This is a genomic window from Streptomyces mobaraensis, assembly GCF_020099395.1.
Taxonomy (GTDB): Bacteria; Actinomycetota; Actinomycetes; order Streptomycetales; family Streptomycetaceae; genus Streptomyces.
In genome coordinates this window covers 5,068,185-5,093,539 of sequence record NZ_CP083590.1, presented here as the reverse complement: position 1 = coordinate 5,093,539, position 25,355 = coordinate 5,068,185, and the positions used below count along the sequence as shown (strand labels likewise).

Here is a 25,355-nt window from a genome sequence, read left to right as displayed (position 1 = left end):
TCCGATCCGCCGTCCGATCCGCGTCCGATCCGTGTGCGCCGCCGGACGGGTCACCGTACCGCGCGCGCGTTAGGTTCCCGGCATGGGAAACCACGGAGGAACGGACCAGGAGCAGCACAGGGGGGCGCGCTGGGAACGGCTCGCGCCGGGGGTGGCCCGGCGCAGGCTGCCGCGCTGGGACGCGACGACGGGGGCGGTCGTCGGGGCGGCGGGCGTCCTGGTCGTGGACACGGGGGCGACGCTCCGTGAGGGCGCGGAGATCGAGCGGGAGGTGCGGGAGCTCTTCGGGCGGCCCGTGACGCACATCGCACTCACGCATGGCCACTTCGACCACGTCTTCGGCACCGCCGCGTTCGCGGGCGCGGCGGTGTACGGGGCGGCGGGGCTCGCCGATCAGCTCGCCCCCGGGGAACTGCGGGAGGACGCGGTCCGGTACGGGATGGACGCGCGCGACGCCGCCGAGGCCGCGGCCCGGCTGGTGGCCCCGGCCCACGAGGTCGCCGACCGTTCGGAGCTCGACCTGGGCGGCGGGCGGCGGGTCCGGCTCGTCGCCCTCGGAGCCGCCCACAGCGGCCACGACCTGGCCGTCCTGGTGCCGGGCGACGGCGGGGCCCCGGACGTCGTCTTCTGCGGCGACCTGGTCGAGGAGTCCGGCGAACCGCAGGCCGGCCCCGACGCCACACCGGCCGCCTGGCCGGCCGCGCTGGACCGGCTGCTGGCCCTCGGAGGCGACGACGCGGTGTACGTCCCGGGGCACGGCGCGGCGGTCGACGCCCGGTTTGTCCGTGAGCAACGCAACGCGCTGGCACGGCGCTTCGGCGTGTCGTAGGCCGGAAGGGCGGGTTTTTCCTATCGTCTGCGCGTGCGCAGCAGACAGTACGACCCCGACCTGACGCCTCCCTGGAAGCGGAACGTCCCCGTCCCGGAGGTGCCGGCCGAACCGGACCTGGTGGTGGAGGAGGTCACGACCGGCTTCTGCGGGGCGGTCGTCCGCTGCGAGAAGACCGCGCAGGGGCCGACCGTGACCCTGGAGGACCGCTTCGGCAAGCACCGCGTCTTCCCGCTGGAACCGCGCGGCTTCCTGCTGGAGGGCCGCGTCGTCACTCTCGTCCGTCCGACAGCCCCTCGCACCCCTAAGGCGCCGGCCCGTACGGCCTCCGGCTCGATCGCCGTCCCCGGCGCCCGGGCGCGCGTGGCGCGGGCCGGACGGATCTACGTCGAGGGGCGGCACGACGCCGAACTGGTGGAACGCGTCTGGGGCGACGACCTGCGCATCGAGGGCGTCGTCGTCGAGTACCTGGAGGGCGTCGACGACCTCCCGTCCATCGTCCGCGACTTCGCCCCCGGACCCGACGCGCGGCTGGGCGTCCTGGTGGACCACCTGGTGCCGGGATCGAAGGAGTCGCGCATCGCGGCGGAGGTCACGGGCGAGCACGTGCTCGTCGTCGGGCACCCGTACGTGGACGTGTGGGAGGCGGTGAAGCCGTCGTCCGTGGGGATCGCGGCGTGGCCGTCCGTGCCGCGGGGGCAGGACTGGAAGACGGGGATGTGCCGGGCGCTGGGCTGGCCGGCGAACACGGGGGCGGCGTGGCAGCGGATCCTGGCGGGGGTGCGGTCGTACAAGGACCTGGAGCCGGAGTTGCTGGGGAGAGTCGAGGAATTGATCGATTTTGTGACGGCCGGGGTTTAGCAGGGGTCACCGGGCAGCGTGCGGAAGCCGGACGTGTCCAGGGAGACGCCCATCAGGTCGAGCGGCACGGGCTCGCCGAACTTGCTGGTGCGTTCTGTCCGGTAGTCGGCTTCCTCACCGACGCCGAAAGGCTCGGTCAGCAGGACGCACTTGGCGGCGAACGGATCGATGATCAGGTAGGCGGGGACACGGCCGGCCGCGTACATCGAGCGCTTCTCGTGATAGTCGCGGAGGGCGCTGGTCTTGGAGACGACCTCCACGAGCAGAGTGGCGGCCGCGGCGGGGACCAGTCGGCCAGGGCCCTCGAACGCTCCTCGCTCGATCACCAGCAGATCCGGCTGCGGTTCGCTGTTCTCACCGGGGATGGCGATGTCCTGGGTCGTCTTCCGCTGCCATCGGTCGCCGGGAACCTGGTCCCGGACGAGCTCGACGATGTCGTTGTGAACCCAGTCTGGCCCCGCCATCATCACGATGTCCCCCCGCAACAACTCGATCTTGTACCCCTCGAAGACCTCGGGGTGCTCGTCAATGAGCGCGATCAGTCGTTCGTCCACAGCCATCATCTCCGTGGTCCTCCGCATCGCCGCTCCTGGTTTCGGCGACAGCCCTAGGGAGAGGCTAGGCGCAGACGGGGGCGATACGCGTCAGTTCACCCGATCAGGTAATCAGTCCACCAGGTCCCGCACCACCGCGTCCGCCAGCAGCCGCCCCCGCAGCGTGAGCACGGCGCGCCCGGCCTCGTACGGCGCGCGCTGGAGCAGGCCGTCCGCCAGGGCCTTCTCCGCCGCCGCGAGCCCCGCCGGCTTCAGGAGGGACAGCGGGCAGCCGTCCACCAGGCGCAGTTCCAGCAGGATGCGCTCGACGCGCCGGTCCTCCTCGGCCAGGATCTCGCGGCCCGCCCCCGGGGAGCGCCCCTCGGCCAGGGCCTGCGCGTAGGCGCCCGGGTGCTTGACGTTCCACCACCGCACCCCGCCGACGTGCGAGTGGGCGCCGGGCCCCGCGCCCCACCAGTCCGCGCCGCGCCAGTACAGCTCGTTGTGGCGGCAGCGGCCGGCGTCCGTGGTGGCCCAGTTGGAGACCTCGTACCAGTCGTAACCGGCGGCCGTAAGGCGCTCCTCGGCGATCAGGTAGCGGTCGGCGTGGACGTCGTCGTCGGTCATGGGGACCTCGCCGCGGCGGATGCGGCGGGCGAGCTGGGTGCCCTCCTCGACGATCAGGGCGTAGGCCGAGACGTGGTCGGGGCCGGCGGCGACGGCGGCGTCCAGCGAGGCGCGCCAGTCGTCGTCGGTCTCGCCGGGGGTGCCGTAGATCAGGTCGAGATTGACGTGGTCGAAGCCGGCGGCGCGGGCCTCGGCGACGCACGCTTCGGGGCGGCCGGGGGTGTGCGTGCGGTCGAGGATCTTCAGGACGTGCTGCCGGGCGCTCTGCATGCCGAAGGAGACCCGGTTGAAGCCGGCGGCCCGCAGTTCCTCCAGGTAGCGGGGGTCGACGGACTCCGGGTTGGCCTCGGTGGTGACCTCGGCGCCGGGGGCGAGCCCGAACTCGTCGCGGATCGCGGCGAGCATCCGGCCCAGGTCGGCGGCGGGCAGCAGGGTGGGCGTGCCGCCGCCGACGAAGACCGTCTCGACCGGGCGCGGGTCGTCGCCGAGCACCTTGCGCGCCAGCCGGATCTCCTCGGCGACGGTGTCGGCGTAGTTGTCGCGGGAGGCCAGGGCGCCGCCGGAGCCGCGCAGCTCGCTCGCGGTGTAGGTGTTGAAGTCGCAGTACCCGCAGCGGGTGGCGCAGTAGGGGACGTGCAGGTAGAAGCCGAGGGGCCGCCGGCCCGCGTCGGCGAGGGCGTGCGGGGGCAGCGCCCCGTCGTCGGGCACGGGCTCGCCGTCGGGCAGTACGGAAGGCATGGGTCCATTGTCCGGCATGACCGCCGGACGCCGGACCGTCCCCGAGCCGCCGGCCGCCGGGCGCGGGCGAGCGCCCCCGGTCAGCGCTCGCGCGTGCCCTCGTACATCTCCTCGATCAGGTCCTTGTACGCCCGCTCCACGACGGGCCGCTTGAGCTTGAGGCTGGGGGTGAGCTCCCCGTGCTCCACGTCCAGGTCGCGCGGCAGCAGCCGGAACTTCTTGATCGTCTGCCAGCGCTGGAGGCCCTCGTTGAGCCGCCGGACGTACTCCCCGACCATCTCCTCGGTCTGCGGCGCGGCGACCACCTCGGCGTAGGTGCGGCCGCCGAGCCCGTGGCCGGCCGCCCACTTGAGCAGGGAGGGCTCGTCGAGGGCGATGAGGGCGGTGCAGTAGTTCCGGTCGGCGCCGTGGACGAGGATGTTGGAGACGAACGGGCAGATGCCCTTGAAGCGGCCCTCGACCTCGGCGGGGGCGACGTACTTGCCGCCCGACGTCTTGATCAGGTCCTTCTTGCGGTCGGTGATGCGCAGGAAGCCGTCGGGCGACAGTTCGCCGATGTCGCCGGTGTGGAACCAGCCGTCCGGTTCGAGGACTTCCGCCGTGCGGTCGGGCAGGCCGTGGTAGCCCTCCATGATCCCGGGGCCGCGCAGCAGGACCTCGCCGTCGTCCGCTATGCGGACCTCGGTGCCGGGGAGCGGCTTGCCGACGGTGCCGGTGCGGTACGCCTCGCCGGGGTTGACGAAGTTGGCGGCGCTGGTCTCGGTGAGGCCGTAGCCCTCCAGGATGTGGATGCCGGCGCCGGAGAAGAAGAGGCCGATGTCGGGGGCGAGGGCGGATGCGCCGGAGATGCAGGCGCGCAGCCGGCCGCCGAACGCCTCCCGGATCTTGGCGTAGACGAGGACGTCGGCGGCCTTGTGGCGGGCGGCGAGCGCGAAGGGGACGGAACGGCTGCCGGTGCGGCGGTAGTTGTCCTGCGAGACTCTGGCGTACTCGCGGGACACCTCGGCGGCCCACTGGAAGATCTTGTACTTGGCCCCGCCGCCTTCCCGGGCCTTGGCGACCACGCCGTTGTAGACCTTCTCGAAGACGCGGGGCACGGCCGCCATATAGGTCGGCCGGACGACCGGCAGGTTCTCGACGATCTTGTCCGCGCGGCCGTCGACGGCGGTGACGTGGCCGATGCCGATGTGCCCGGCCGTGAGCACCTTGCCGAAGACGTGGGCGAGCGGGAGCCAGAGGTACTGGACGTCGTCGGAGCGGACCAGGCCGGTGGCCTCGATGGCCCGGGCCATGTACGACCAGCTGTCCTGGCGGAGGCGGACGCCCTTGGGGCGGCCGGTGGTGCCGGAGGTGTAGATGAGGGTGGCGAGTTGCTCGGAGCGGATCGCGGCGACCCGGTCGCGGACCAGGTCCGGGGTCTCCTTCAGGCGGGCCGCGCCGCGTCGTTCCAGCTCGGTGAGGGAGAGCACCCAGCCGTCCGGGTCCCCTTCGGCGGGTACCGCGTCCGCTTCGTCGATCACCACGACGTGCGCCAGGCCGGGGAGGGCGGCGCGCTGCTCGCGGGCCTTGGCGAGCTGGGCGGCGTCCTCCGCGATGAGCACCTTGCTCTCGGAGTCGGCGAGCATGAACGCCGACTCCTCGGCGTTGGTGCTGGGGTAGAGCGGGGTGGTGGCGGCGCCGGAGCAGAGGATGCCCAGGTCGGCGAGGATCCACTCGACGCGGGTGTTGGAGGCGAGGGCGACGCGCTCCTCGGGGGCGACGCCGAGTCCGATCAGCCCGGCGGAGATCGCGAACACCCGCTCGGCGGCCTGCTTCCAGGTGAGCGAGGCCCAGGCGGACGGGCCGCGGCCCGAGGGGGGCGGCACGGGATACCGGTAAGCCTCGGCGTCGGGAGTGGCGGCGACGCGTTCGAGGAAGAGCGTCGCCACGGAGGGCGGCCGGTTCTCGAGCAAAGTCCTGGTGTCGGTCACGGCATCCTCCGGGGCCCGCCTCGTTGCTGGGTGACTCGCGAGTAACCTTCAAGCAGTGATCAGACTAGAGGCGCCGGGGCCGTCATGTAAGAGGCCCAGAAAGCCTTGTTGAACCTGTGACCGAAAGTGATTGGTGGCGCGTACACGTACCGCGCGGGATGCCGCTCGGGGCGACGGGAGCACCCCGTGGACCCCATGGGCCCACGAAAACGCCCGCTCCCTCGCGGGGAGCGGGCGTCCGTGCGCCGCCGGGGCGCGGCGAGGGCGGGACCGGCTACTTCTTGCCCTTCTCGCCACTCTCGTCCGAGGAGAGCACCGCGATGAAGGCCTCCTGCGGAACTTCCACGCTGCCGACCATCTTCATTCGCTTCTTGCCCTCCTTCTGCTTCTCCAGGAGCTTCCGCTTACGGGAGATGTCACCGCCGTAGCACTTCGCGAGAACGTCCTTGCGAATGGCGCGGACGGTCTCACGGGCGATGACGCGGGCGCCGATCGCGGCCTGGATCGGCACCTCGAAGTTCTGCCGCGGGATGAGCTCGCGGAGCTTGGCGACGAGCCGGACGCCGTAGGCGTAGGCCTTGTCCTTGTGGGTGATCGCGGAGAAGGCGTCGACCTTGTCGCCGTGCAGCAGGATGTCGACCTTGACCAGGTCGGAGACCTGCTCGCCGGTGGGCTCGTAGTCCAGCGAGGCGTAACCGCGGGTCTTGGACTTGAGCTGGTCGAAGAAGTCGAAGACGACCTCGGCGAGGGGCAGCGTGTAGCGGATCTCGACGCGGTCCTCGGAGAGGTAGTCCATGCCCAGCAGGACGCCGCGGCGAGTCTGGCAGAGCTCCATGATCGCGCCGATGAACTCGCTGGGCGCCAGAATGGTGGCCCGGACGACCGGCTCGTGCACCTCGGAGATCTTGCCGGTCGGGAACTCGCTCGGGTTGGTCACCTCGTGCTCGGTGCCGTCCTCCATGAGGACGTTGTAGACCACGTTCGGCGCGGTGGCGATCAGGTCGAGACCGAACTCGCGCTCCAGGCGCTCGCGGATGACCTCCAGGTGGAGCAGGCCCAGGAAGCCGACGCGGAAGCCGAAGCCCAGCGCGGCGGACGTCTCCGGCTCGTACACCAGCGCGGCGTCGTTGAGCTGGAGCTTGTCGAGAGCCTCACGCAGCTCCGGGTAGTCCGAGCCGTCCAGCGGGTAGAGGCCGGAGAAGACCATCGGCTTGGGGTCCTTGTACCCGCCCAGCGCCTGGGTGGCCCCGTTCTGGAACTGGGTGATGGTGTCGCCGACCTTCGACTGGCGGACGTCCTTCACACCCGTGATCAGGTAGCCCACCTCGCCGACGGACAGGCCGTCCGCGGGCAGCATCTCCGGGGAGTTGGTGCCGATCTCCAGCAGCTCGTGCTGGGCGCCGGTCGACATCATCCGGATCCGCTCGCGCTTGCGCAGCGTGCCGTCGACGACCTTCACGTACGTCACGACGCCGCGGTAGGCGTCGTAGACCGAGTCGAAGATCATCGCGCGGGCCGGGGCGTCCTTGACGCCGACCGGGGCCGGGACGTCGCGGACGACGCGGTCCAGCAGCTCGGGCACGCCGACACCGGTCTTCGCGGAGACCTTGAGGACGTCAGACGGGTCGCAGCCGACGAGGTTGGCCAGCTCGGCGGCGAACTTCTCGGGCTGCGCGGCCGGCAGGTCGATCTTGTTGAGGACCGGGATGATCGTGAGGTCGTTCTCCATCGCCAGGTACAGGTTGGCGAGGGTCTGGGCCTCGATGCCCTGGGCGGCGTCCACCAGGAGGATGCAGCCCTCGCACGCGGCGAGGGAGCGGGAGACCTCGTAGGTGAAGTCGACGTGGCCCGGGGTGTCGATCATGTTGAGGATGTGCGTCGTCTTCGACTCGTCCTCGGAGGGCGCCCAGGGGAGACGGACCGCCTGCGACTTGATCGTGATGCCGCGCTCGCGCTCGATGTCCATCCGGTCGAGGTACTGCGCGCGCATCTGCCGCGAGTCGACCACGCCGGTCAGCTGAAGCATCCGGTCGGCGAGCGTCGACTTGCCATGGTCGATGTGCGCGATGATGCAGAAGTTACGGATCAGAGCCGGGTCGGTACGGCTCGGCTCGGGCACGTTGGTAGGGGTCGCGGGCACGCAGGATCCATTCGGTGACTTCGGCGTTTGCACGCCAGTCTCGGCGGGAGTCGGGTATACGACCCCTCCATGCTCCCATGAGCGGCGGCCGCCGTCCGGTTTGGGACGGCCCGGGGCGGGCTGGTAGCCTGGTCCACTGTGCTTCGCGACCCTCTCACGCGCGGAGCGCACTCTCGAAATCCAACGAACCTGAAAAGGCTCTTTCGTGGCGAACATCAAGTCCCAGATCAAGCGGAACAAGACCAACGAGAAGGCGCGCCTGCGCAACAAGGCCGTCAAGTCCTCGGTCAAGACCGCTGTCCGCGCGGCCCGCGAGGCCATCGTCGCCGGTGACGCCGCCAAGGCCACCGCCGCCGTCGCCCTGGCCGGCAAGAAGCTCGACAAGGCCGCCAGCAAGGGTGTCCTGCACAAGAACGCCGCCGCCAACAAGAAGTCGGCGCTGGCCAAGCAGGTTGCCGCCCTTAAGGGCTGAAGCCTCTCCGGGGCGTGAGCCCCGGCCCCTGCCGGTACCGGAACCAGCGGCCCCTCTACCGCTCCGGAACGGCACCCCGCCGCGCTCGGTCGTTCGCCACGCGGGCGCGGCAAGAGCCTGACGGCTCACCCGAACGAAACCGAGGGCCCCGGGCCCGTCCTTCCCCAGGACGGACCGGGGCCTTCGGCGTATCCGACGACCGGGGGCTTCGGCGTACTCGGCGACCGGGGCCTTCGGCATGCCCGGGGTTCGGGAGGAACCCGGGATACGCGGCGGCACTGCGGGCACGCCGCGCGCTCAGGAGCGGCTGCGGGGTACGCGGCGCCCCGGGCTGCCGCGCGCTCAGGAGCGGCTGCGGGCCGCCCGGGCCACCGCGACCACGGCCTTCTCCAGGGCGTACTCCGGATCGTCGCCCCCGCCCTTGACCCCGGCGTCCGCCTCGGCGACGGCGCGCAGCGCGGCCGCGACGCCGTCCGCCGACCAGCCGCGCATCTGCTGGCGCACCCGGTCGATCTTCCAGGGCGGCATGCCGAGCTCACGGGCCAGGTCGCCCGGGCGGGCGCCGCGCGGTGCCGAGGCGAGCTTGCCGATCGAACGCACGCCCTGGGCGAGGGCGCTGGTGATCAGCACCGGCGCGACGCCGGTGGACATGGCCCAGCGCAGCGCCTCCAGGGCCTCGGCGGCCCGGCCCTCCACGGCCCGGTCGGCGACGGTGAAGCTCGACGCCTCGGCCCGGCCGGTGTAGTAGCGGGCGACGACCGCCTCGTCGATCGTCCCCTCGACGTCCGCGACGAGCTGTGCGCAGGCGCTGGCCAGCTCGCGCAGGTCGCTGCCGATGGCATCGACGAGCGCCTGGCACGCCTCCGGCGTCACGGACCGGCGCGTGGACCGGAACTCCTGGCGGACGAACGCCAGCCGGTCGGCCGGCTTGGTCATCTTGGGGCAGGCGACCTCCCGGGCCCCCGCCTTCCGGGCGGCGTCCAGCAGCCCCTTGCCCTTCGCACCGCCGGCGTGCAGCAGAACGAGGGTGATCTCCTCGGCCGGGGCGCCCAGGTAGCCCTTGACGTCCTTGATCGTGTCCGCCGAGAGATCCTGGGCGTTGCGCACGATCACGACCTTGCGCTCCGCGAACAGCGACGGGCTGGTCAGCTCGGCCAGGGTGCCGGGCTGGAGCGCGTCCGGCGCCAGGTCGCGGACGTCGGTGTCCGCGTCGGCGGCACGGGCCGCGGCCACCACCTCCTGCACGGCGCGGTCGAGGAGAAGCTCTTCCTGCCCCACGGCGAGCGTGACGGGGGCGAGCAGATCGTCGTTCGCGGCTTTGCCCGCGGTGTTCCTGGCCATCGGACCCAGCATCCCACGCGGGTCGGACACTCCGTCCCGCGCGGGCCGGACGCTCCCCTCCACGGTGGTGCGGGCATACCGCACAATGATCGGGTGAGCAGCGTTCCCCCTTCCTCTTCCTCCGTCGACCGCCCTTCCCGCTTCCTGCTGGTGCTCCCGGACCGGGAGGCCGCCGAGGAGGCGGCCGAGCGGGCCGCGGCCGAACACCCCCTGGACGGGACGCCGCAGATCGTCCGCGAGGCGCTGGCCGGAGAGGACGACGCGGAGGACGCGCAGTGGCTGGTCGTCCTGGAGGACCCGGACGGCGTGCTGGACCCCGCCGCGCTGCGCGCCCTCGCCGAGGAGTACGAGGGCTGGATCGAGACGGACTGAACCGTCCGCTCCCCCGTTCCGTTCCCCGTACCGTCCCTCTTTCCGGAGGCCGCGCCGCCGGGCCCGGGCCGCCCAGGACGGCGTCGGCCGCGCCCGTCACCGCCACCGGACCGTCACGGTCGGTCCGCAGCACCACCGCGCCCTCCGCGCGCAGGGCGGTGAGCGTCCGCGGCGCGGGATGCCCGTAGGAGTTGCCCGTCCCCACCGAGACGACGGCCAGCCGGGGCCGCGCCCGGTGCAGCAGCTCGGCGTCCTGGTGAGCCGAGCCGTGGTGGGCGACCTTCAGGACGTCCACCGGCGGCAGCTCCGGATACCGCTCCAGGAGGGCGTGCTGCGCGGGCGGTTCGAGGTCGCCGAGGAGCAGGAGGGTCAGCTCCCGGGCGCGGACGAGAAGGGTGACGCTGGCGTCGTTGGGGCCGCCCTCCGCCTCGGCCGCCTCCCCCGGGCCCGGCGGCCACAGCACCTCCCAGGACAGCGGACCGAGCCGACCGCGTTCACCGGGTGCCGCGGCGACGACCGGGACACCCGCGCGGCGCGCCTCGCGGTGGACGAACGCGGCCTGCCCGGGCGGTTCTTCGAACGGGGTGCCCTCGATCGTCCCCACCGTCCGGCCGCGCAGGACGCCGGGCAGTCCGTCCACGTGATCGGCGTGGTAGTGCGTCAGCAGCAGGAGCGGCACGGTCCGGACGCCCAGCGCGCGGAGACAGCGGTCGACGGCCCGGGGCTCGGGTCCGGCGTCCACGACGACGGCCGCTCCGTCACCCGCTGCGAGCGCCAGGGCGTCGCCCTGTCCCACGTCGCAGGCCGCGAACCGCCAGCCGGGCGGCGGCCAGCCGGTGACGATCCGGGTCAGGGGAGCCGGCCGGATGATCGCCAGGGCGAGGAGGAGTGCGCAGACCGCGCCGAACCATCGCCGTCGGCGCCGACGACGGGGCAGGCGCGGCTCGGATTGCCGCTCGGGGCGCCGGGCGGCTCGGTGGACCGCGTACCCGGCGGCCACGACGGCCGCGGCCATCAGCGCCGCCCCCGACCAGCCGCCCGGCCAGGCGAGCTCCGCGCCGGGGAGCGCCGCGCCGGTCCGCGCCACGGCCGCCGTCCAGGCCGCGGGCCGGCCCGCGAGCCAGGCGAGGCCGTGCGCCACGGGAGCGGCGAACGGTGCGGTGACCAGGGTCGCGAAGCCCAGGATCGTGGCCGGGGCGACCGCGAGCTCCGCGAGCAGGTTGCAGGGAATGCCGACCAGGCTCACCCGGGACGACAGCAGCACGATCACCGGCGCGCAGGCGGCCTGCGCCGCCGCGGTCGCCGCCAGGGCCTCCGCGAGTCGGGCCGGCACACCACGCCGGCGCAGCGCCGCGCTCCAGCGCGGGGCCATCGTCAGCAGGGCGCCGGTGGCCAGGACGGACAGCAGGAACCCGTAACTCCGCGCCAGCCAGGGGTCATAGAGCACCAGCGCCAGGATGGCCGCCGCCAGGGCGGGCAGCAGGGTGCGGCGGCGGCCCGTGGCGAGGGCGAGCAGGGCGACCAGGCCGCAGGCCGCGGCCCGGAGCACGCTCGGCTCCGGCCGGCACACCACGACGAACCCCAGCACCAGCAGCCCGCCCACGACCGCCGTCCCCCGCAGAGGGATGCCCAGCCGCCCGGCCAGGCCCCGGCGTTCGGCCCGCGCCGCCAGATGCGCGGGGCCGATCAGCAGGGTGAGCAGGATGGTCAGGTTGCTTCCGGAGACGGCGAGGAGGTGAGTCAGGTCCGTGGCGTGGAACGCCTCGTCGAGATCGGGCGGGATGCGGGACGTGTCCCCGACCACCAGGCCCGGCAACAGGGCCCGCGCGTCCGGCGCCAGTCCGTCGGTGGCCTCGCGCAGGCCCGCGCGGAGCCGTGCGGCGGTCTGCTGGAGCCCGGTCGGTTGCCCGATCACCCGCGGCGGTCCGTGCCGGACGCGGACGACGGCCGCGATCCTGTCGCCGTCGTACGTGGGCGGCGCCAGCCGGCCGGTCACCCGGAGCCGGGTGGACGGCAGGATGCCCAGCCAGTCGGGCCGGACGAGGAGCAGGACGGGCGTCCGGACCTTGGTCGCGGTCGCCGTCCCCCGCCGGGTGACCACGACCCGGGTCGCCTCCCCCTCCACGGTGACGGCCGGGGCGGCCCGCACCGCCCCGCGGACCCGCGGCCGGACCGCCCGGGGGTCCTTGATCACCGTGACATCGAGCGTCGCCTCCGCGTACTCCGCCGCCAGCCCCGGCACCGGCCCCCGCCGGCCGTCCGCTGCCCGCAGCGCGCCGACCACGGCGCCGGCGGCACCGCACAGCAGCACGGCGGCGGTGGCCGCGGCGAGGGCCGAAGCCCAGCGGCGCGTGGCGCGGAGCGGCCGGGCGGGTCGGGAAAGCCGGAGGCGACGCGCTGTGCCGTCAGGCCGGGCTGGTCCGTCGGAGGGCGGCTTAGGGTCGGGGTACCTGTTTCCACCGGGGTGCGCGGGCCCTTGCGCACGCGCCGGGCCGGCGGCAGGCGTCGCCCGCGCCCGGTGAGCGGGCGCGGGTCGGTCGGGGCGTGTCGGCCGCTGCGCCGCGTCGTGCGACGGCGAACCCTCGTCGGGCCGCGCGGATGCGGCGGGTGCGTCCGGGTGTCTCCGTCCGCCGTGGCTCGCCGGTCCGTCGGAGTGCTCGGGGCTGGCGGCGTACGCGTTGCCGCCCGGGTGTGCGGTCTCGTCTCGACGGGACAGTCCATCGGTGTCGGGCAGTGCCCGGGGAGCGGTTGCGGGAACCGACCAGCGGGTGGGGTGAGGTGGAGGGGCGGGGTGCGTCGGGCGGGCGGTGGGAGTTCGAAGTGGTGCGGTCCGTTTACGGCACCTGACGGCGATGCCGGCCGACACGGCGGAGAGGAACAGGGCCACCGTGCACAGCGCGGTGACCGTCGTCGCGTCCGCCGTCAGTGCGGCGGCGGCTCCGGCCCAGGCGGCGAGCGCCGGCACCATCAGGCGGAGGTCGGCGGGGATCGCGGGCGGAGGCTCGGGCCGGGCCGGCGGGGTGTCCGGCGGGTCGGTCGCGGGCGGTGGCAGTGTCCTCCTCATGGTTGCACCAAGGGGCGCAGGTCGGCGAAGCGGCGGGCCCCGATGCCGTTGACCTGGCGGAGGTCGGTGACCGAGCGGAAACCGCCGTGTTGAGTGCGGTAGTCGACGATGTGCTGCGCCAGGACCGGGCCCACGCCCGGCAACGCGTCCAGTTGCTCCACCGTCGCCGCGTTGAGGCTGAGCGGGCCGTTGGCTCCTGTTGCGGGTGTGGTGCCCGTCGCCGGCCTGAGGCCGCCGCCCGGGCCCGCATCGTTCGTGCGGGCCGGTGTGTTGGGTAGGGGTGGGCCGGCGCCCGGGGGTACTCCGACCACGATCTGCTCGCCGTCCGCGAGCACCCGCGCCCGGTTGAGTCCGGTCATGTCGACGCCGGGGCTCGCGCCGCCCGCCGCGTCCAGGGCGTCGACGACGCGGGAGCCGGCCGGCAGTCGTTGGATGCCGGGGCGGCGTACCTTGCCGGAGACGTCCACCACCACTCCCCCGGTGCTCGGGCCCGGCGTGCCGGCCGGTGGGACCGGTACGGCGGCCACCGGTGCGGGCGGGGGTGCGCCCGGTCGGGCGCGTACCGATGGCAGGGGTGCCGCCACGGGGGTTTCGCGGGTCGGGGCCGGGACGGTCCGCGGTCGGCCCGTCCAGAAGTGGAAGGCCGCGAAGAGGCCCGCGGCGGCCAGGACGATCGCGAGGGCGGCGAGGGTTCTCGGCTCGATGCCGCATCGGAGTTGGACCCAGAGGGGCAGTCTCTCCTGGAATGCGAGGCGCCAGCGGGTGGGGCGTGGGAGGGGCTCGGGGCTTCCCACCGTCGTTCGGGGGGCGGGGGAGGCGGGGCGGCTCGCTCCTGCACGCGGACCGCCCGCGCGGGGCCGTTCCGTCGTCCCGGCGTGTGTCCCTCGTCCCGGTCCGGCTCCGGCTCGGCAGCCGCCTCGGACTCGGCGAGAGGGGCGGCTTGGTGGACGGTCGCGGGTGGGTGGGGGTGCGGTTTTCTTGGGTGTGGCGCTTTCCTTCGGTGCGGCAGTTTCTTTTGGTCCCGCGGCTCCCATCAGTGCGGAGGCGCGGTCGCGGAGGGTCGTGTCGGGTGTGGGGGTGGTTGCGTCGAGTGCTGCTGTCGTCGTCATGGGAGTTGACGGTAGGAGTGCGACGCAGGAGTGGGTGATCTTGGTCAAATCCAGTGGATGGGTGCGGAGTTGTGGATAACTTCGTCACCCGATCGAGGGGGGTGAGTGGTTGTGAGCCAGGGGGTTGCGCGGTGAGTGGTGGGGGTGCCCCAGCCCCGCCCTTTCACCGTTTCTCCGGGGGCTCCGCCCCCGCGCCCCCAACTCTGCGCCCGCACTCTCCTCCGGGTTCCGACCCGGGCCCCGCCCCGCAGCCACGATCCACTTCGGAAGCTCCGCCTCCCGCCCTGCGCCCGCGGGCTCCTCCTGAGCCCCGCCCGCGCACCCCCCAGCCCTACGCCCCCGGGCCCTGCCCACCGCTCCGGCCTTGGACGCCGGGCGCAGCCGGGGAGACTGCCCCGCCCCTACCGCGCCGACACCACCACCCCCAGCAGCCCCGGCCCCGTATGCGCCCCGATCACCGCGCCCACCTCGCTCACGTGCAACTCGCCCAGGTTCGGGACCCGTTCGCGGAGGTGGTCCGCCAGGTGGGTCGCGCGGTCAGGGGCGGCCAGGTGGTGGACGGCGATGTCGACGGGGGTGGAGCCGGCGCGGGTGAGGGCGATTTCCTCCAGGCGGGCCACGGCCCGGGAGGCGGTGCGGACCTTTTCGCGCAGGTCGATGCGGCCGTCGACGAGTTGGAGCAAGGGCTTGACCGCCAGCGCCGAGCCCAGCAGGGCCTGGGCGGCGCCGATGCGGCCTCCCCTGCGCAGGTAGTCGAGGGTGTCGACGTAGAAGAAGGCGGCCGTGCCCGCCGCGCGCTTCTCCGCGGCGGCCACCGCCTCGTCGAGCGTGCCGCCGGCCGAGGCCGTATCGGCGGCGGCCAGGGCGCAGAAGCCGAGGGCCATCGCCACCATGCCCGTGTCGACGACCCGGACGGGGACCGGCGCCTCGCGGGCCGCGAGCAGCGCGGCGTCGTACGTGCCGGAGAACTCGGCGGACAGGTGGAGGGAGACCACGCCCTCCGCTCCGGATTCGGCCGCCGCGCGGTAGGCGGCGGCGAAGACCTCGGGGGCGGGCCGGGACGTCGTCACCGGCCGGCGTTTCCGCAGGGCGTGGGCGACCGAGCGGGCGGAGACCTCGGTGCCCTCCTCCAGGGCCGTGTCGCCCAGCACCACCGTCAGCGGCACGGACGTGATGCCGTGCCGCCGCATCGCCTGTTGGGGCAGGTAGGCCGTGGAATCGGTGACGATCGCGACATGGCGGGACATGAACCGGAGGTTACCCGCACGGCGGCGGGACAAGCAGCCCGGGCCGAGATGGTGATCGCTTCGGATCGCGGGGGCCGCCCTCGGGGCGGCCCCCGGTCAGCTCGTGCCCTCGGGGTGTCCGTTCTTCTGCCATTTCTCCCAAGGGCGGGCGTCCTTCCGCCACATGTCCTGTCCCGCTATCGCGGGCCGCGCCGACTCCGGTTCCGGTGAAGATTCCGGTGCATGTTCCGGTGCAGGTTCCGCTTTCCGCTTCGGCTCAGGGGTCGACGTGGCACCCTCCGCGTCCACCGGCGTCCAGTGCCGCAGCGCCCCCGCCTCCATCCGGATCTGCTCGCTGAGGTCCGCCAGGTCGTCGTCCGAGAACCGGCGGGCGCGGTCCTGGGCGGCCCAGCGCAGCGAGTCCGCCGCCTGCCGGATGCGGTCCGTGCGTTCGCGCATCTCGGGGAGGGCGGCGTCCACCCGCTCGCGGCTGGGCTCGGTCTCCAGCCGCCGGAGGTCGTCGTCCAGCTCGTGGCCGTGGGCGCTCAGGCGCTCGAAGAAGGCGAGGGACTCGGAGAGCGACGGGTCCTCGGGGGCGCGCAGCCGCAGGGCCTCCTGCGTGGCCCGCATCGTCGTCCGCAGGGACAGCCGCAGCTGGGCCACCTCGCCCGCGGCGCCCGGCACGGTGTACTGCCGGGCCTTGAGCCGGGTGTCCTCCACCGTGCGCCGGGCCTGGGTCACCGTGCGGTCCACGCCGCGCTTGACGGCCTTCACGGTCCGGACGGTCGCGACCACGGCGAGCGCGACGAGGACCGCGAAGATCAGGGCGATGATCACGGCCGCGGCTTCCATGGGCGCTCCTCGACGGGCTCTCGGCCGGACCGGCGGGCCGGTCGGTTCACGGGTTCTTGAGGCACCTCTCCACGGTAAACGGCACGGGCAGGCCGTGGGTTCCATCGGAACCCCCAACCTGCCCGTAGGGGAAACCCCCGAGTCCCGGACGTCACACCGGGAGCACCGGGGGAACCAGGAGCACCGGGAGCACCAGGGGTGCCACCGACGCCCCTGACGCCCCTGGCGTCACCGACGTCACCGACGTCACCGACGTCACCGACGTCACGCCGGAACGATGTTCACCAGCTTCGGCGCCCGCACGATCACCTTGCGGACCCCCGCCCCGCCCAGCGCCGCGATCACCGCGGGCTCGGCCAGCGCCACCCGCTCCAGCTCCTCCTCGGAGATCGACGGGGCGACCTCCAGCCGCGCCTTGACCTTGCCCTTGATCTGGACGACGCAGGTCACGGCCTCGTCGACCAGGTACGCCGGGTCGGCCACCGGGAAGTCCTGGTGCACCACCGAACCGTCGTGGCCCAGCCGGCGCCACAGCTCCTCCGCGATGTGCGGGGCCAGCGGCGCCATCAGCAGCACCAGCCGCTCCGCGACCGAGCGCGGCACCTCGGTCAGCTTGGTGACGTGGTTGTTCAGCTCGGTGATCTTGGCGATGGCGGTGTTGAAGCGCAGGTTGGCCATGTCCTGGCCGACACCGTCGATCGTCTTGTGCAGGATCCGCAGCGTCGCCTCGTCCGGCTCGGCGTCGACGACGGTGACCTCGCCGGTGTTCTCGTCGACGACGTTCCGCCACAGGCGCTGCAGCAGCCGGTACTGGCCGACGACGGCGCGGGTGTCCCAGGGGCGGGAGACGTCCAGGGGGCCCATCGCCATCTCGTACAGGCGCAGGGTGTCGGCGCCGTACTCGGAGCAGATCTCGTCCGGCGTCACGGCGTTCTTCAGGGACTTGCCCATCTTGCCCAGCAGCCGGGAGACCTTCTCGCCCTGGTACCAGTAGGCGCCGTCGCGCTCCTCGACCTCGGCGGCCGGCACGGCGATGCCGCGGGCGTCGCGGTAGACGTACGCCTGGATCATGCCCTGGTTGTACAGCTTGTGGAACGGCTCGGCCGAGGAGACGTGCCCCAGGTCGAACAGCACCTTGGACCAGAACCGCGCGTACAGCAGGTGCAGTACGGCGTGCTCGGCGCCGCCGACGTACAGGTCGACGCCGCCGTGCGGCTTGTCCTCGCGCGGGCCCATCCAGTAGCGCTCGGCCTCGGGCGAGACCAGCCGCTCGTCGTTGTGCGGGTCCAGGTAGCGCAGCTCGTACCAGCAGGAACCGGCCCAGTTGGGCATGGTGTTGGTCTCGCGGCGGTAGGACTTCACCCCGTCGCCCAGGTCCAGCTCGACGTTGACCCAGTCCGCGTTGCGGGACAGCGGGGTCTCCGGCTCGGTGTCCGCGTCGTTCGGCTCGAAGGTGCGCGGCGCGTAGTCCTCGACCTCGGGCAGCTCCAGCGGCAGCATCGACTCGGGCAGCGCGTGGGCGACGCCGTCCTCGTCGTAGACGATCGGGAAGGGCTCGCCCCAGTAGCGCTGACGGCTGAACAGCCAGTCGCGCAGCCGGAAGTTGACGGTCCCCTCGCCGATGCCCCGCTCGGTCAGCCAGGCGGCCATGCGGGCCTTGGCCTCGGGCACGACCAGCCCGTCCAGGGAGATCTCGGGGCCGGCCGAGTTGATGATCTCGGCTTCCTTGGAGTCGAAGGAGTCCGCCCACTCCGCCGGGTCGGTGCCCCGGTCGTCCGACGGCTTGACGACGCAGCGCATCGGCAGGTCGAAGGCGCGGGCGAAGGCGAAGTCGCGGCTGTCGTGCGCGGGGACGGCCATGATGGCGCCGGTGCCGTAGCCCATCAGGACGTAGTCGGCGACGAAGACGGGGATCCGGTCGCCGGTCGCCGGGTTGACGGCGTACGCGCCGGTGAAGACGCCGGTCTTCTCCTTGGCGTCGGCCTGCCGCTCGACGTCCGACTTGGCGGCGGCCTCCTTGCGATACGCGGCGACGGCCTCGGCCGGGGTGGCGTGCCCGCCGGTCCAGTCCTCGTGGGTGCCCTCGGGCCAGCTCGCCGGGACGACGGAGTCCTCGGTGACCAGCGGGTGCTCGGGCGCCAGCACCAGGTAGGTGGCGCCGAACAGGGTGTCGTGGCGGGTGGTGAAGACGGTGGCCTTCGCCCCCGGCCGGCCGTCGATCGCGAAGTCGACGTGCGCGCCCTCGCTGCGGCCGATCCAGTTGCGCTGCTGCAGCTTGATGGCCTCGGGCCAGTCCAGCGCGTCCAGGTCGTCCAGCAGCCGGTCGCCGTAGGCGGTGATGCGCATGTTCCACTGGCGCAGCTTGGACTTGAAGACCGGGAAGTTGCCGCGCTCGGAACGGCCGTCGGCGGTGACCTCCTCGTTGGCCAGCACGGTGCCCAGGCCCGGGCACCAGTTGACCGGCGCGTCGGAGGCGTACGCCAGGCGGTACTCGCCCAGGACATCGGCGCGCTCGACGGCGCTCAGCTCACTCCACGAGCGCCCATCGGCCAGTGCGCGCTCCCCGTTCTCGAACTGCGCCACCAGCTCGGCGATCGGCCGGGCCTTCTTCGCGTCCTCGTCGAACCACGAGTTGAAGATCTGCAGGAAGATCCACTGCGTCCACTTGTAGTACTCGGGGTCGATCGTCGCGAACGACCGCCGCTTGTCGTGGCCCAGCCCCAGGCGGCGCAGCTGCGCCTTCATGTTCTCCATGTTGGCCTCGGTGGACACCCGGGGGTGGGTGCCGGTCTGCACCGCGTACTGCTCGGCGGGCAGGCCGAAGGCGTCGAAGCCCAGGGTGTGCAGGACGTTGTGGCCGGTCATCCGGTGGTACCGGGCGGTGACGTCCGTGGCGATGTAGCCCAGCGGGTGGCCGACGTGCAGGCCCGCGCCCGAGGGGTACGGGAACATGTCCATGATGAACTTGCGCGGCCGGGCCACGACCTCGGGGTCGCCGGCCAGCTCGCCGTCCGGGTTGGGCGCCTCGTACGTCCCGTTCGCGTCCCAGAAGTCCTGCCAGCGTGCCTCGATGTCGGCGGCCAGCGCGGCCGTGTAGCGGTGCGGGGCAGCCACCTCGGCGGCGGTAGTGGTCTCGCTCATCGTCCTCAAAGCTCCATCGATCGTCGTCTCTGCCTGCGGTCGCGTCGCGGTCCCCGGATCCCCTACGGGTCCGGAAACGAAAAATCCCCTCGCACAGGAGGGGACGCCGCGCCGATGCCGACCTGACCGGTCGGGATTGATCAGCGCGGCTCGCTAAGCAGGAGGCGTACGGCACGCATGGGGCCAGGTTACCGCAGGGGCCCTGGGCCCCGCACCGAGCCCGGGGGCCGGTGCGGCGGGCCCAGGCGGCCTTGGCGGGCCGTGGCGGGCCTGAGCGGCCCTTGGCGGGCCTGAGCGGCCCTCGCACGGGCCGGACACCGCCCCCGCGAGGGCGACGGCGTCCGGCCCCGCACTCAGCGCCGGTGTCCGGGCACGTACGACGTGACGTAGTCACGTCCCGGCGAGCCGACGCCGGTCACGTCGTCGTAGCCGACGGTCGCCGAGAGCGAGCCGTCGTCGCCCAGGCTGCGCAGGGACACCGTGCTGCCGCCCTTGGCGTCGACGCCGTTGTTGAAGTCGACGCGGACGTTGCCGATGCCCTGGCCCTTGCCGAGCGGGTGGTCGGTGACGTCGTGGTACGCGGCGGTGCCGTAGCGGTCGTAGATGCCGGGGTTGGCGAAGCCGATCGGCACGCCGTGCCGGGCCTGCTGGGCCAGCGCCTGCACGCCGGCGATCACCGGGGCGGCGAGCGAGGTGCCGCCGATGCGGTACTCGCCGTACTTCACGGACTTGTCCGGGAAGGTCTGCGTCTGGCCGACCAGGAAGCCGGTGGTGGAGTCGGCGACCGCCGCGATGTCCGGTCCGACGCGCATCGGCTTGGCCGCGCCGTCGGCCTTGGCGAGCGCGTCGGGGACCACGCCGCGCTGGTAGTACGGCTGCTCGAAGATCTTGCTGGTGCCGCCGCCGGCCCCGCCGGTGAACTCGCCCGGGAAGCCGCTCCAGGTGCGCCCGTCCTTCGACAGCGGCGCCTTGTGGGTGCCCCAGCCGGTCTCCCACAGGTAGCTGTCGCCCTTGCCGACGGCCAGCGAGGTGCCGCCGACGGAGGTCACCCACGGCGAGTTGGCCGGGGTGTCGACCGTCTTCTCGCCGTGCTTGTGGCTGTTGTCGCCGTCGTCGCCGGAGGAGAAGTAGAAGCCGATGCCCTCCACGGCGCCCTGCTGGAAGACGTGGTCGTAGGCGGTGGCGATGTCCGGCGTCTCGTGGGTCTCGATGTCGCTCCAGGAGTTGGAGACGATGTCGGCCAGCCGGTTGTCGACGATCTTGTGCAGGGAGTCGATCAGGTCGTCGTCCTGGCAGGAGGCCCCGGCCACGTAGACGATGTCCGACTCGGGGGCCACCGCGTGCACGGCCTCGATGTCGAGGGTCTCCTCGCCGTACCAGCCGGCCGCGTCGCACTCCTCGGGCGAGCCGTGCTTCCAGTCGGCGGGCAGCACCTGCGAGAACTGGCCCTTGCGGTACGCCTTGTCGCCGTTGCGCTTCGCGTACTGCTCGATGTCCTTGGCGATCGTCGGCGAGGCGTACGCGTCGGTGATCGCGACCGTGACGCCCTTGCCGGTGAAGTTCCTGGCGCCGTACGCGGCCCGCAGCTGCTTGCCGGTGTAGCCCTTGATCGCGTACGGGGCGTGGCCGCCGTAGGCCGACGGGAGGCTCTTGTTCACGTTCGAGCCGTAGTACGTCGAGAACGGACCGGAGTTGACGAACGCGGCGCTCGGTCCGGGCAGCGACTCGTCCCGGTGGGCGCGCCGCGGGGCGTCGTTGAGGCCGACGACGGTGAGGACCGCGCCGTGCAGGGAGGCGGGGACGGAGGCGGTCGAGGACGGCGCGTGGTACGTCCGGCCGTCCTTGACGTAGTCGTGCAGCCGGGTGCCGAACGCCTTCTGCACCGCCGCGGCGTCACCGGTGACGGTGACGTAGTGCTCGTTGGTGCCGGTCACCTTGAGGCCCGCGGACTTCAGCCATCCGGTGACCTCGGCTATCTGCCCCTTGGTCGGGCCGAAACGATCCTTCGCCTGGCCTGCCGTCAGGTACTTGCCGTAGGAGGCGGACCGGGGGTCGGAGACGGCCCGGGCGTACGCGGCGAGCCCCTTGGCGTCCCGGCCGGCGAGGTAGACGCGGGCGGTGACGGCCTTCTTCGCCGAGGTGGTGCCCCGGTCGGCGGCGGCCGTGGCCCACCCGGGCTTGGTGCCGGCCAGCGACTGCCGGGCGGGCGGTCCGCTGTCGGCGCCGGCGGTGGGCGCGCCGAGCGCCAGCACTCCGGTCACCAAGGGCAGCGCGGCGGCCAGGGCCAGGCCCGCGCGGGCTCCGGAGTGACGAGAACGGCGAGATCTCATAAAACCCCCTGCGATGCGATGAGTCGCGTGTGGTCATGCGTGACGGCCGCGTCGGAAGCGGCGCGCACACGGCACGTCACTCTTTCGGCGAACGGTTCATGCAGGGGACATGTGTTCGCCAACAAGCGGGCAAGGAAGGGTCATGAACATGCAAGAAGCGGCGAGCCCCGGAAAGAGGGACCACACCAAGGGGATCGCACAACGAAAAGCGGGCCGCCCTTTCGGACGACCCGCTCATCTTCTGTGGAGCTAAGGAGAATTGAACTCCTGACCTCCTGCATGCCATGCAGGCGCTCTACCAACTGAGCTATAGCCCCTTGTTCTCTTGTCCGCCGCCCGGGCTTTCCCGCCGTTTCCGGCCGGTTCCCCCTGGCGACATCGACTACATTACACGGACCCCCCTGCCATCTGCCAAATCGGTGGTTCCCCTGACCGGTTTCGCCCGATTTGCCCGAGGGTTCGGGGCCCTCACGCGGTCGCGAACGAGTAGAACCGCTTCAGCGCGCAGTGCTCGTCGAGCAGCCGCCCGTAGATCGGCTCCCCCTCGAGCTCGCGGTAGGTCTCGATGGGGTCGCCTTTTATGATCAGCGCCCGTGCGCACTCGACGCACCAGTACTGGTAGTCGGCGTTGATCGGTTCCATCTCGCGAACGATGGGCGTCCCGCTGCCGCACCAGTCGCATTTCCGGCTGTGTGCACCCATTCACTCAGCTCCAGCTGTGGCCGCAGGCCGTGCAGACGTACGAAACACCGCCGTTGTCGCCGAGCACCTGGGCCACCTGGGCGGATCCACAAGCCGGGCATTGAAGGGCGGTCGCTCCGGGAGATCCGGGAATCCCGGAAAACCCGGAAAACCCGGAAGCTCCGGGAAGGGCGGGCACTCCGGGAAGGGCGTCGGTCGTCGCGAACACGCACCCCGGCATGTCAGCTTCCCTCCCCTTCACCCCGTCCGCGCCCGGCCGTCCGATTCTGCCACGGGACGGGCGCCAGGTCAGCGCCGCCGGCGCAGCAGGGCCGTCCCCACCGCGGCAACCGCCGTGCCCGCCAGCGCCAGCGAGGTGACCCACACCCCGTGCGCCGAGGAGGCCGCCGTCCCTCCGCCGGCCTCGGCGAGGTAGACGGCACCGTAGACGGCCACCCCGGTGAGCAGGCCGAGCTGGCTGGTGGTGGTGAGCAGTCCGCTGGCGTCCGCGGCGTGCTCCGGCCGCACCCCGGCCAGCGTACGGCCGAGCGTCGGGCTGAAGGCCAGGCCGAGCCCGCCACCGCCGCCGAGCAGCACCAGGTACAGCCACAGGCCGCCGTCGCCGCCGTCCCGCAGGACCAGCCCGGTGCCCGCGAAGGAGACCGCCGCCAGCAGCAGCCCGGCCGTGGGCAGGGCGCCGTGCCAACGCTCGGGGAGCCTGCGCCAGTTGAGGCCGACGCCGCCGAAGGCCACCGCCGTGGGCAGGAAGGTCAGCCCGGTGCGCAGCGGCCCGAAGCCGAGCCCGCTCTGCAGGTGCAGGGAGAGCGACAGGAGGACGCCGGCGTTCATCGCCATGGTGAGCCCGAGCCGCGCCACCGCCTGCGGCACGCCCGGCGCCCGCAGCACCACGGGGGCGATCAGCGGCGCCCCGCCGCGGCGGGCCAGCCGCGCCTCGTACCCGGCGAAGGCCGCCGCGAGCACGGCGCAGAGCGCGAACGACAGCCAGGTCCACAGCGGCCAGTCCTGCTCCTCGCCCAGCACCATCGGCACCGTGAAGCACATGACGGCCGCCGCGAGGAGCACCAGGCCCGGCAGGTCGAGCCCCCGCGCGCGCTCCCCGGCGCGCGGCTCGTCGCGGGGCATCAGCCGGACGCCCAGGAGGAGGAGCAGCAGCCCGATCGGCACGTTGACCAGGAAGACCGGCCGCCAGCTCCAGCCGAACAGGTCCGCGCCGATCAGCAGGCCGCCGACGATCATCCCGATCGCGGCGCCGGAGGCGATCACGGCCGAGAAGAGGCCGAGCGCCCGGGCCCGCGCGGGGCCGTCGTAGGTGCGCTGGATCAGGCTCAGCACCTGCGGCAGCATCACGGCCGCGCCGGCGCCCTGGACGAACCGGAAGGCGATCAGCGCCCCGGTGCCGTCGGCCAGTCCGCAGAGCAGCGAGGCCAGGGTGAACAGGGCGAGCCCGGCGAGGAAGACCCGCCGGTGGCCGTGGCGGGCACCGAGCCGGGCGCCGGTGATCAGCAGCACCGCGTAGCTGATCGTGTAGCCGGCCACGATCAGTTGCAGCCCGGAACCGGACGCGTGCAGTTCGCTCCGGATGGTCGCGGTGGCGACGTTGACCACAAACGAGTCGAGGATCGCCATGAACTGGCCGAGCAGCACGATCAGCAGCAGCCAGCCGGGCCGCACGGGCCTTCCGGGCCTACGGACACCGGCGCCGTTGTCAGTGGGGTCCGCTTCACTGGAACCCGGCACTTCACCGGGGCCGGGAACGGACGTCGTTCGGGGGGACGGAATCGTGGACATGCCCTACAGGCTGTGTTCGGACGGGTACGGGTGGCGAGAGCCCGCCACACTTATTACCAGCGGCACCTGGCGGCATTCGCGCGCCGCGATGACCATGGGGGACGTGACGACGATGGCAACGCTGAACGGACGCAGGCGAACGGAGCTGGCCGCCTTCCTGCGCGGTCGGCGGGCCAGGGTGAGACCGACCGACGTGGGCATCCCCGAGGGCCTGCGCCGGCGCACCCCCGGCCTCCGGCGCGAGGAGGTGGCGCAGCTCTCCGGGGTCGGCATCACCTGGTACACCTGGCTGGAACAGGGCCGCCCCATCAACGCCAGCGTGCAGGTGCTGGACGCCATCGCCCGGACGCTGCGCCTGGACGAGAACGAGCGCGAGCACCTCTACCAGCTGGCCGAAGTCCCGTACGCGCCACGGCGGGTGGCCGACGCGGACGCGGTCGGCCCGGCGGTGCAGGCGGTCGTGGACGCCCTCGGCCCGAACCCGGCCGTCGTCTACAACGCCCGCTACGACGTGCTGGCCACCAACGCGTCCTACCGCGCCCTCTTCCCGCTGGTGTACCTGACGGCCGACTGGAAGGCCAACGTCCTCTGGCAGCTGTTCACCCGGCCCGAGTGCTGCAGCCCGGTCGTCGACCGGGAGACGGAACTGCCGCTGCTGGTGGCCACGTTCCGCGGGGCGTACGGGCGGCACGTCGGCGAGCCGGCGTGGGAGGAGTTCCTGCGCCTGCTCATCACGTCCAGCGAGGAGTTCCGCCGGCTGTGGGAGGCCGGGGACGTCATCCCGCCGGGCCGCCGCACCAAGGTCATGCGGCACGCGTCGGTGGGCGAGCTCCGGCTGGTCTCCACCTCGCTCGCGCTGGCCGAGGCGCCCGAGACGCGCGTGGTGGTCTACACCCCGGAGGACGCGGAGACCGCCCGCCTCCTGGCCACGCTGGCCGCCCTGGAGGACCCGCTGGTGGGCTGCCCGGAGCACGGCATGCGGCTGTCGGAGATACGGGGCCGGCTGGCGGAGAAGGAGCCGCAGCGGGTCTCCTGACCCCCGGTGCCGTCGCGGTGCGGCCGGCGAGCCGTGCCGCGACGGCGACCGCCCCGGCCGAAGTGAGGGTGGCAAAGCGAAGATCCCGCCCGGTCGTGCGACCGGACGGGATCCCTTTCCTGTGGAGCTAAGGAGAATTGAACTCCTGACCTCCTGCATGCCATGCAGGCGCTCTACCAACTGAGCTATAGCCCCGCTGTTCTCGGCTCCCCCGGAGGTTTCCC

18 protein-coding genes, 2 tRNA genes and 1 pseudogene are annotated in these 25,355 nt (G+C 72.8%); 5 read left to right on the top strand and 16 right to left on the bottom strand.

Annotation, left to right across the window (positions count from 1 at the left end):
- Nucleotides 1-82 precede the first annotated feature (82 nt).
- Together K7I03_RS22210 and K7I03_RS22205 are read left to right on the top strand one after the other, a co-directional pair.
- Entirely contained in the window at nucleotides 83-829 is a 747-nt protein-coding gene (locus K7I03_RS22210; protein WP_185945359.1) for an MBL fold metallo-hydrolase, read from the top strand.
- A gap of 33 nt (nucleotides 830-862) precedes the next feature.
- The gene (locus K7I03_RS22205; protein WP_185945360.1) at nucleotides 863-1,690 is read left to right on the top strand and encodes a DUF3097 domain-containing protein; all 828 of its coding nucleotides are present in this window, start codon (nucleotides 863-865) and stop codon (nucleotides 1,688-1,690) included.
- Here the strand turns inward: K7I03_RS22205 and K7I03_RS22200 are convergent.
- The 4 genes from K7I03_RS22200 to lepA form a co-directional block, all read right to left on the bottom strand.
- Nucleotides 1,687-2,271 carry a Uma2 family endonuclease gene (locus K7I03_RS22200; protein ID WP_398857709.1) on the bottom strand — a complete coding sequence of 195 codons (585 nt, stop codon included), beginning with the start codon at nucleotides 2,269-2,271 and terminating at the stop codon, nucleotides 1,687-1,689. The two genes, K7I03_RS22205 and K7I03_RS22200, sit on opposite strands and share 4 nt — an antisense overlap.
- Nucleotides 2,272-2,355: 84 nt before the next feature.
- Entirely contained in the window at nucleotides 2,356-3,588 is a 1,233-nt protein-coding gene (gene hemW / locus K7I03_RS22195) for a radical SAM family heme chaperone HemW (RefSeq protein WP_185945361.1), read from the bottom strand.
- An 80-nt stretch (nucleotides 3,589-3,668) separates the two neighbouring features.
- Nucleotides 3,669-5,558 (bottom strand): AMP-dependent synthetase/ligase, encoded by a 1,890-nt coding sequence (locus K7I03_RS22190; protein ID WP_185945362.1) that lies wholly within the window; start codon nucleotides 5,556-5,558, stop codon nucleotides 3,669-3,671.
- Nucleotides 5,559-5,832: 274 nt separating this feature from the next.
- Entirely contained in the window at nucleotides 5,833-7,698 is a 1,866-nt protein-coding gene (gene lepA / locus K7I03_RS22185; protein WP_185945363.1) for a translation elongation factor 4, read from the bottom strand.
- Nucleotides 7,699-7,903: 205 nt separating this feature from the next.
- Between lepA and rpsT the strand changes: the two genes are divergently transcribed.
- Nucleotides 7,904-8,170 carry a 30S ribosomal protein S20 gene (gene rpsT, locus K7I03_RS22180; RefSeq protein ID WP_185945364.1) on the top strand — a complete coding sequence of 89 codons (267 nt, stop codon included), beginning with the start codon at nucleotides 7,904-7,906 and terminating at the stop codon, nucleotides 8,168-8,170.
- Nucleotides 8,171-8,512: 342 nt separating this feature from the next.
- Here the strand turns inward: rpsT and holA are convergent, their stop codons facing one another.
- Nucleotides 8,513-9,511, bottom strand: coding sequence for a DNA polymerase III subunit delta (holA, locus tag K7I03_RS22175; RefSeq protein ID WP_221903522.1), 999 nt, complete (start codon nucleotides 9,509-9,511; stop codon nucleotides 8,513-8,515).
- A gap of 93 nt (nucleotides 9,512-9,604) precedes the next feature.
- Between holA and K7I03_RS22170 the strand changes: the two genes are divergently transcribed.
- A complete protein-coding gene (locus K7I03_RS22170) occupies nucleotides 9,605-9,883 on the top strand; it encodes a hypothetical protein (protein WP_224347156.1) in 279 nt (92 codons plus the stop codon).
- 88 nt (nucleotides 9,884-9,971) lie between these two features.
- On the opposite strand, the pseudogene K7I03_RS22165 reads toward K7I03_RS22170, so the two are convergent.
- From K7I03_RS22165 to K7I03_RS22125, 10 genes and pseudogenes are all read right to left on the bottom strand, one after another.
- A pseudogene (locus tag K7I03_RS22165) lies at nucleotides 9,972-12,194 on the bottom strand (ComEC/Rec2 family competence protein); the annotation flags it as partial.
- 749 nt (nucleotides 12,195-12,943) lie between these two features.
- Complete coding sequence (locus K7I03_RS34095) at nucleotides 12,944-13,414, bottom strand: ComEA family DNA-binding protein (protein WP_185945366.1); 471 nt, start codon at nucleotides 13,412-13,414, stop codon at nucleotides 12,944-12,946.
- A gap of 1,043 nt (nucleotides 13,415-14,457) precedes the next feature.
- Nucleotides 14,458-15,303 carry a DegV family protein gene (locus tag K7I03_RS22155; protein ID WP_185945367.1) on the bottom strand — a complete coding sequence of 282 codons (846 nt, stop codon included), beginning with the start codon at nucleotides 15,301-15,303 and terminating at the stop codon, nucleotides 14,458-14,460.
- A gap of 96 nt (nucleotides 15,304-15,399) precedes the next feature.
- Nucleotides 15,400-16,134 carry a hypothetical protein gene (locus K7I03_RS22150; RefSeq protein ID WP_185945368.1) on the bottom strand — a complete coding sequence of 245 codons (735 nt, stop codon included), beginning with the start codon at nucleotides 16,132-16,134 and terminating at the stop codon, nucleotides 15,400-15,402.
- 264 nt (nucleotides 16,135-16,398) lie between these two features.
- On the bottom strand, nucleotides 16,399-19,275 hold the full coding sequence (gene leuS, locus K7I03_RS22145; RefSeq protein WP_185945369.1) for a leucine--tRNA ligase: 2,877 nt from the start codon (nucleotides 19,273-19,275) through the stop codon (nucleotides 16,399-16,401).
- 353 nt (nucleotides 19,276-19,628) lie between these two features.
- On the bottom strand, nucleotides 19,629-21,605 hold the full coding sequence (locus tag K7I03_RS22140; protein WP_185945370.1) for a S53 family peptidase: 1,977 nt from the start codon (nucleotides 21,603-21,605) through the stop codon (nucleotides 19,629-19,631).
- Nucleotides 21,606-21,849: 244 nt separating this feature from the next.
- Nucleotides 21,850-21,922, bottom strand: a tRNA-Ala gene (locus K7I03_RS22135).
- A 151-nt stretch (nucleotides 21,923-22,073) separates the two neighbouring features.
- Nucleotides 22,074-22,307: a hypothetical protein gene (locus K7I03_RS22130; RefSeq protein ID WP_224347154.1), complete on the bottom strand. Its 234-nt coding sequence runs from the start codon at nucleotides 22,305-22,307 to the stop codon at nucleotides 22,074-22,076.
- Between the two features lie 4 nt (nucleotides 22,308-22,311).
- Nucleotides 22,312-22,527 (bottom strand): hypothetical protein, encoded by a 216-nt coding sequence (locus tag K7I03_RS34375; RefSeq protein WP_398857703.1) that lies wholly within the window; start codon nucleotides 22,525-22,527, stop codon nucleotides 22,312-22,314.
- A 68-nt stretch (nucleotides 22,528-22,595) separates the two neighbouring features.
- Complete coding sequence (locus K7I03_RS22125) at nucleotides 22,596-24,095, bottom strand: MFS transporter (protein ID WP_221903523.1); 1,500 nt, start codon at nucleotides 24,093-24,095, stop codon at nucleotides 22,596-22,598.
- A 94-nt stretch (nucleotides 24,096-24,189) separates the two neighbouring features.
- Between K7I03_RS22125 and K7I03_RS22120 the strand changes: the two genes are divergently transcribed.
- Nucleotides 24,190-25,131: a helix-turn-helix transcriptional regulator gene (locus K7I03_RS22120; protein ID WP_185945392.1), complete on the top strand. Its 942-nt coding sequence runs from the start codon at nucleotides 24,190-24,192 to the stop codon at nucleotides 25,129-25,131.
- A gap of 122 nt (nucleotides 25,132-25,253) precedes the next feature.
- Here the strand turns inward: K7I03_RS22120 and K7I03_RS22115 are convergent.
- Nucleotides 25,254-25,326, bottom strand: a tRNA-Ala gene (locus K7I03_RS22115).
- Nucleotides 25,327-25,355: the final 29 nt, after the last annotated feature.